The organism is Oscillatoria sp. CS-180 (assembly GCF_028330965.1).
GTDB lineage: Bacteria > Cyanobacteriota > Cyanobacteriia > Phormidesmidales > Phormidesmidaceae > Halomicronema.
The window spans coordinates 1-6342 of the sequence record NZ_JAQMUB010000039.1; the positions used below are offsets into that span (position 1 = coordinate 1).

A 6342-nucleotide genomic window follows, 5' to 3' on the forward strand; every position below is an offset into this window, starting at 1 on the left:
CTGTCCGCTGGTCAAGTTTCATCCATCGCAAAAGCTTTGTCCTTGCAAGGACACTCAACAATCGGCTTAGTTGTCTGGTTTGGGGCACTCACAGCCTGTGGTTGCAGCGCAGGCACAACTCTATTTGTCCAAAATCAAGGACTAACGTCAACAACTCAAAAATATAAACGGATGTGGGCAAACCGTTGTCCCCAAGATGTGGGGATTTAGGGATAGAGTCAGCAAGGATTATTGAGCTGTTGCTTCAGGCGATCGCAGTCCACACCGCATGTTTGCAAGACGTGCATCGCCAGGCCACCCCCCGTTTCGCCTTCTTGCAAAATGCCGAGCAGCAGATGCTGCGGGGTGATCTGACCGTCTCCCTGCCGTTGCACTTGCTTAGCAGCTAGTTCCAATATGCGGCAGGTGCGGGGGGTAAACGGAATTTCGGTGGGAATGTCGGTCGGTGGCACGGTGTGGTTGGCTAACCAGTCGCGAATCAGGGTTTCTGCTGAGGCAAAGCCCACGCCTTGCTCTCCCAGCGCTTGGGCTGCCACACTCGTTTCAACTGCGAGCAGGCCCAGCAGCAGTCCTTCCGTACCCAAAAAGTTAAGCTGCAACTTGCGCATGGCTGCCTGCCCTTGGGTCAGCACGGCATAAGTTTCTGGCGCTAAACGACCCAGCGCAAACCCCACCAACTCTTCCCGCACTGACAACTCTTCCCGCACCGACAGCATCGCCACCGCTTTAAGAATGTATTCCATCGTTGGCCCATCTAGCCTGCCCCGGCTCGCCGCTTCGGCCCCTTCTTGTTGGTAAAGCCGCATCAGTGCTTCGTAGAACTGGAGGTCGCCACCGACGAGGGAGAGAAGACCCTCCCGCCACTGCCACGCCATCTGCTGGACCTCTGGATCGTTGAGGTCACGCCCTTCGGCTTGATACGATCGCACCTGGGTCAGAAACTGCTGCAATTCGGCCTGCTGGTCTTGATTGAGTCGACCTTCGAGTAAATTCTGCTGTTCCTGGGTCAAATATTGCTGGGTCATGGTAATCGTCTCCATTGTGGTGATCAGGTCTTCAACCGCGACAGACTGAGAGCTTTGAAGCTGTTGGGCCAGCTTGCTGAGCTGGGCGAAGAGCGATCGCGATACCGCCATCTGCTCTTGCAGGCGCGCTAGATGCAGGTCAATCACCTGCGGCAATGAATATTCAGGGTTCTCCAGACACTCGCGAATTTCCTTAAGCGCAAACCCCAACTGCCGCAATGACAAGATTTGCTGGAGTCGGGCAATATCGGCTTCGCTGTAAAGTCGATACTCCGCCTCGGTGCGGTGTGAGGGCACCAGCAGACCAATCTCGTCGTAGTACCGCAAGGTGCGGATTGACAGTCCAGTCTGTTTTGCCAATTCCCCAATTTGCAACAGGTTAGCCATAAAGCCCTTCAGCTCCTATCCAGAAGAATGCGGTTGATGCTTAGATGCTAGGGGGTGACGTAACGTGAGACTCAAGGAGTCGGCAGGAATTTTGTTGGCTGGCTTTGTGGCATCAACAGTTTTGATCAAGACTAGGATCGCTGTAATGATTAACGCTAGTCTCTGCGATTGGACAACCAAAGGTGACCCATGACAACGCTGCTAATTCAGACGGAGAGCATTCCTTTGACGGTAAACCTGCCAATGCCGATTGAGATGACAATGGCGGAGTTTTATGAATTTTGTCAGGCCAATCGTGATCTGCGGATCGAACGCAGCGCTGATGGAGAAGTTATCATCATGCCACCCGCCTTTTCAGACACAGGCAATCGCAACCTCAAGATTGCCCAACAGTTGGCCAACTGGGCGGATCAAGATGGGAGTGGGGAAACCTTTGATTCCAGTGCTGGCTTCACTCTGCCCAATGGCGCGACGCGATCTCCCGACGCAGCGTGGATTCGACTCGAACGCTGGAATGCATTGACAGAGGACGAGAAGGCATCCTTTGCGCCTATTTGTCCGGATTTTGTTGTTGAGCTCAAGTCATCCAGCGATGCTTTGAGTGGACTGAAGGCCAAGATGGAAGAATACATAGCAAATGGAGCGCTGCTGGGATTTCTGATTGATCGCAAACAGCATCACGTTCATGTCTATCGCCCCGGTCAAGAACCTAAGATTTTGGAGAACCCTGACGGGGTAAACGGCGACCCAGAACTACCAGGGTTCCAGTTGCAGATGGCAAAAATTTGGTAGGCAAAATCCATCTAATCCGTTTGTTCTCGCCCAATTGAGTAAACCTAGGCGCAGGACGCTGAGATCGCGATCGCTCTTGAGTACAGTTTCAATAGCCACAGCCATCCGGGGTGAAAATTCCGACAACTGACAGGTATTACGCCGAAAGCCTATCGTGCTGAATAGGCTCTGCAGCATTTCTCAGTTGCATTGAGCGCAATAGCAGCAACGAGAGAATCGTTCAAGTGATGCCTACAAAACGCGTTAGGGTGGTCATGTAGTAACTCCGAAGTCATGGAGAAATTAGCGATCGAACAAGCATTATTGCCTGCTGATGTCCTGCTAGATCTCACTATGGCAGGCTCTGTTTTATCACGCTACGGTGCTAATCAGGTGATTCTTTACGGGTCTATGGCGAGGGGAACCTATCGACCCGATTCAGATATTGATCTCTGTGTAGAAGGATTACCTAGCAAAAACTTTTTTCGAGCCTTAGCTGAGTGCTTGATGGCCTCTCATCGTTCACTGAGTATCATTGATTTTGATAACAGCCATGGTTACTTCCGAGAAAGGATTTTAACGGAAGGGAAAGTTCTCATGAGTGTAGATATTCTCAAGCAAGAAATTGCCTTTGGTCTAGAAAACCTCAATAAGGTCTATGACAACATTGAGACTTTTTCCAAATTAGAGGTAGAGCCAAAGATAAAAGTCTCTGCACTCACGTACGAATGCTTAGGGTATTACAATGCTATTGAACATTTAATCATTCGTTTCTTGAAATATCTCAGTATCGACTTGCCTACGGGAAAGTTCTCTCATCGAGATACGCTTAGGAAATTTGACAGCTTACTAAAAGAAAGAGACGTAGCAGGTTCGCAAGAGATTGTCTTGATTATTACTAATCTAATGGCTTTTCGCCATGTCGCGACTAAAATATATGGCTTTCTGATTAATGCTGATAAGCTCAATACTATTGTGGAAGATATCAATATTCACCACAACGAGATAGAGAAAATATTTTATGAACTGCTAGAGACTTTCTAGACCGAATTGTTTAATCAGCGGTACATGTCCGTTATCCCAACCAGTGATTCCTAAATCAGCTCTAACTCTGTAGCTGAAAGACAGGATTTTTTCAGAAGACAAAATGCTGGCGATGGTCGAAGACCGGTCTTTGGACCATCGCGGGTTCAATTTTCTAAGCTCGTTACGTGCGGATTGAGGGCTAAGCCGTAGCGTAGCTCCATAACAGTAATAGCTGAAATGGCAATGTCAACAGGTGGTGTTTGCTTGGAGGCTTGCGATCGTTCCAGCTTCGCCTTTGATGAAGTCGCTAATGACGCAGGTATCAAGAAGATAGCGCATCAAAACAGTTCCGGTTCACGGGGTGGCAGGAGTTCGTCTCGATAGGATTCGAATGCAGGGAAGTCGGGAGTGCCCTCGTAAGACAAGACAATGTCTGACCATTTGGATGTACCGGCATCGCTGGGTTGAGCCACCCGGCGCAGTGCTTGCAAAACCAAGGTTTGTAGCGGAATGTTGGCCTGAGCAGCCTAGCGAATCAAGTCTTGCTCTAAGTCGGGTGGGAGGTTAATCGTGATTTGCATCAGTTGTCTCCATGAATTGCCAAATATAATCCACCACTCATCTTTAACGGTGAAGTGCAGCGGCAGCAAATAATCTTGAACTCAGCACCAGCAGCTTTCGTCCGTCCGCTGCCACGCAGTGTTAGGCGGCTGGCAGTTCCAGCTACTTGCGACTTTTCCAGTATTCAGGCTCACGACTGCAATGCATGACCGCCAAAATCAGGATGTAGTCTAGCTCAATTGTATAGAGAACACCGTAAGGAAACTTACGCGCCATACATCGCCGAACATCTTCATCAATCGCGGCATAGCGGGTTGGGGCTTCCCTGATCCGATAAACTGTATCCTCGATCGCGTTTATGAACGCTTGAGCAATCTCAACTCTCTGCTCTGTGTAGTATTGAACTGCTTTAACATATTCACTCAGCGCTTCAGGATGAAATACGTACCTCATGGCTCAATCAGCCGTCTGACTTGCGCTAAGGCATCTTCGCCTGAAATTGGCTGAACAGAACCATTCCGAACTTCATCTCTGCGCCGCTTAGCCTCAGTAACCCAAACGGACTGGATCGCCGAGGCAGTATCAAACTCTAAGCTTTCCACCAACTTATCTGCTAGGAGTGCTCTTGACTCACTAGGCAGGGATAATATCTCCTCAGTCAGTTGCTCGATTGACCGCATAGTACTAACCCCTCGCAGAAAGCTAAACCTTGAACAAGCGTATCAAAAATCGACATGAAAAGAACTTAGATTACCGCTGTGGAGGATCGGGATAAAGATGATAAAACTTAGGTCTGTTCGCCACTATTCTAAATTTGTATTCTCCCCTGCGATTGACTTCTCCAAGTTGTGCACTAGATTCCCTTAACTCTTCGCTAATTCTCATATAGCGATCCTATTTGATTCATGAAAAGGAGCCATATTGATGCAGTTTGGGGAAATCGAACACCTCAAGCCGAAAAAACTGCTCGAAGAGGGCTTTGAGCGCTGAAAAGCAGGGGCGCAGTCCAGATATCCGTCTTAGCCATGTTTTAGCTTGTAACCAAGCATCTTCAATCGGATTTTGACTCGGGTCATTGGGGGCAAAGCGAACACAGTGAATTTTCTAAGCGTCGGCATCTAAGCCAACATTTACTTGTGCGAGAAAGGCCTGTAGTTCCTTGGAGCGGTGGTAACTAGCCCCATCCCAAAGAATCAATAAACGCTGCTCCGGCCATTGCGTTTGTAGACACTTCAGATATTCAATCGTCCCGGTGGTATTCCCGTTCTCATGTGCTTGAACGAGCAGACGTTTGCTCAGTAAATCTAAGGCTCCATAGTAAGTTTGGCGCTCCCGTTCGTTGACGATAGGCACCTCTACCCGCTCCCCCGTTCGCCCCCACACGTAGCCCTGCAGCTCGCCACTCAGGAGATGACATTCATCCACAAACAGCACTCTTAAGCGTCCAGCTGCGATCTCGTCTTGGTAGCGTGCCAATAGCCGCTGGATTTCGACTTTTTTGCGGACACCGCCTGAGCGTCTGCCTTGGGGTTGACTTTACTCGTCTTTTTCCAACTCAAGTCCGTAGCGGCAAACAAGTCGTAGTAGCTTTGCTTCGACTCGTACACCACGTCATAGGTCTCGGCCAGATGAAACTCCAATTCACTCAACTCCCAGATGGTCTTAGTCTGCAACCACTGCAGCACCGCCTCTCGCTCTGGCGACGTCAAATAACTCTGACGGCCTTTGTGCTGAGGCCGAAAGCCAACTAAGCCGTCCCGTTCGTCGGCCTGTTTCCATTTGCTCAAGGCTCCCAAGGACACCTCCAAGATCCCGGTGATGACCTCATATCCATAGTCTTGATAGATCAACTTGACCGCCAGTGCTTTCTTCACTTGGCGAGCATCACGTTCAGTGCTAATAAAGGTCTTGAGTTCCTCTATCGCCTTAGTTTTGGCCGGTGAAGCCTGAAGGGGACAGCATGAATTGCGAACCTCGGTATCAGCATTGAGTTGCCTATGGGAAAATTCTCTCATCGAGATACGCTTAGGAAATTTGACAGCTTACTAAAAGAAAGAGACGTAGCAGGTTCGCAAGAGATTGTCTTAATTATTACTAATCTGATGGCTTTTCACCATGTCGCGACTAAAATATACGGCTTTCTGATTAATGCTAATAAGCTCAATACTATTGTGGAAGATATCAATATTCACCACAACGAGATAGAGAAAATATTCTATGAACTGCTAGAGACTTTCTAGACCGAATTGTTTAATCAGCGGTACATGTCCGTCCAGCTTCGCCTTTGATGAAGTCGCTGATGACGCAGGTATAAAGGAGATAGCGCATCAAAACAGTTCCTGTTCACGCGGTGGCAGGAGTTCGTCTCGATAGGATTCGAATGCAGGGAAGTCGGGAGTGCCCTCGTAAGACAAGACAATGTCTGACCACTGGGATGTACCGGCATCGCTCGGTTGAGCCACCTGACGTAGAGCTTGCAAAACCAAGGTTTGTAGCGGAATGTTGGCCTGAGCAGCCTAGCGAATCAAGTCTTGCTCTAAGTCGGGTGGGAGGTTAATCGTGATTTGCATCA

The 6342-nt window shown here is 49.0% G+C and carries 10 protein-coding genes; 3 read left to right on the top strand and 7 right to left on the bottom strand.

The features are described 5' to 3' along the window. A partial coding sequence (locus PN498_RS09820; protein ID WP_272062560.1) for a hypothetical protein occupies positions 1-210 on the top strand: 210 nt, incomplete at its 5' end. A gap of 8 nt (positions 211-218) precedes the next feature. Here PN498_RS09820 and PN498_RS09825 read toward each other — a convergent pair. Then, positions 219-1412: a MerR family transcriptional regulator gene (locus tag PN498_RS09825; protein WP_272062561.1), complete on the bottom strand. Its 1194-nt coding sequence runs from the start codon at positions 1410-1412 to the stop codon at positions 219-221. Between the two features lie 189 nt (positions 1413-1601). Here PN498_RS09825 and PN498_RS09830 point away from each other — a divergent pair, with 189 nt between their 5' ends. Together PN498_RS09830 and PN498_RS09835 are read left to right on the top strand one after the other, a co-directional pair. Continuing rightward, entirely contained in the window at positions 1602-2204 is a 603-nt protein-coding gene (locus PN498_RS09830) for a Uma2 family endonuclease (RefSeq protein WP_272062562.1), read from the top strand. A 273-nt stretch (positions 2205-2477) separates the two neighbouring features. Next, entirely contained in the window at positions 2478-3227 is a 750-nt protein-coding gene (locus PN498_RS09835; RefSeq protein WP_272062564.1) for a nucleotidyltransferase family protein, read from the top strand. Between the two features lie 320 nt (positions 3228-3547). On the opposite strand, the gene PN498_RS09840 is transcribed toward PN498_RS09835, so the two are convergent. The 6 genes from PN498_RS09840 to PN498_RS09865 form a co-directional block, all read right to left on the bottom strand. Then, on the bottom strand, positions 3548-3706 hold the full coding sequence (locus PN498_RS09840) for a hypothetical protein (RefSeq protein ID WP_272062565.1): 159 nt from the start codon (positions 3704-3706) through the stop codon (positions 3548-3550). Positions 3707-3932: 226 nt separating this feature from the next. After that, positions 3933-4223: a type II toxin-antitoxin system RelE/ParE family toxin gene (locus PN498_RS09845; protein WP_272062566.1), complete on the bottom strand. Its 291-nt coding sequence runs from the start codon at positions 4221-4223 to the stop codon at positions 3933-3935. Continuing rightward, entirely contained in the window at positions 4220-4450 is a 231-nt protein-coding gene (locus PN498_RS09850; RefSeq protein ID WP_272062567.1) for an addiction module protein, read from the bottom strand. The genes PN498_RS09845 and PN498_RS09850 overlap by 4 nt, the downstream gene beginning before the upstream one ends. Before the next feature lie 424 nt (positions 4451-4874). Further along, positions 4875-5246, bottom strand: a complete 372-nt coding sequence (locus PN498_RS09855) for a transposase (RefSeq protein WP_272062568.1) — start codon at positions 5244-5246, stop codon at positions 4875-4877. After that, positions 5207-5785 carry a helix-turn-helix domain-containing protein gene (locus PN498_RS09860; protein ID WP_272062569.1) on the bottom strand — a complete coding sequence of 193 codons (579 nt, stop codon included), beginning with the start codon at positions 5783-5785 and terminating at the stop codon, positions 5207-5209. Before PN498_RS09860 ends, PN498_RS09855 begins: the two co-directional genes overlap by 40 nt. 312 nt (positions 5786-6097) lie before the next feature. Then, the gene (locus PN498_RS09865; RefSeq protein WP_272062570.1) at positions 6098-6256 is read right to left on the bottom strand and encodes a hypothetical protein; all 159 of its coding nucleotides are present in this window, start codon (positions 6254-6256) and stop codon (positions 6098-6100) included. Between the last annotated feature and the right edge of the window lie 86 nt (positions 6257-6342).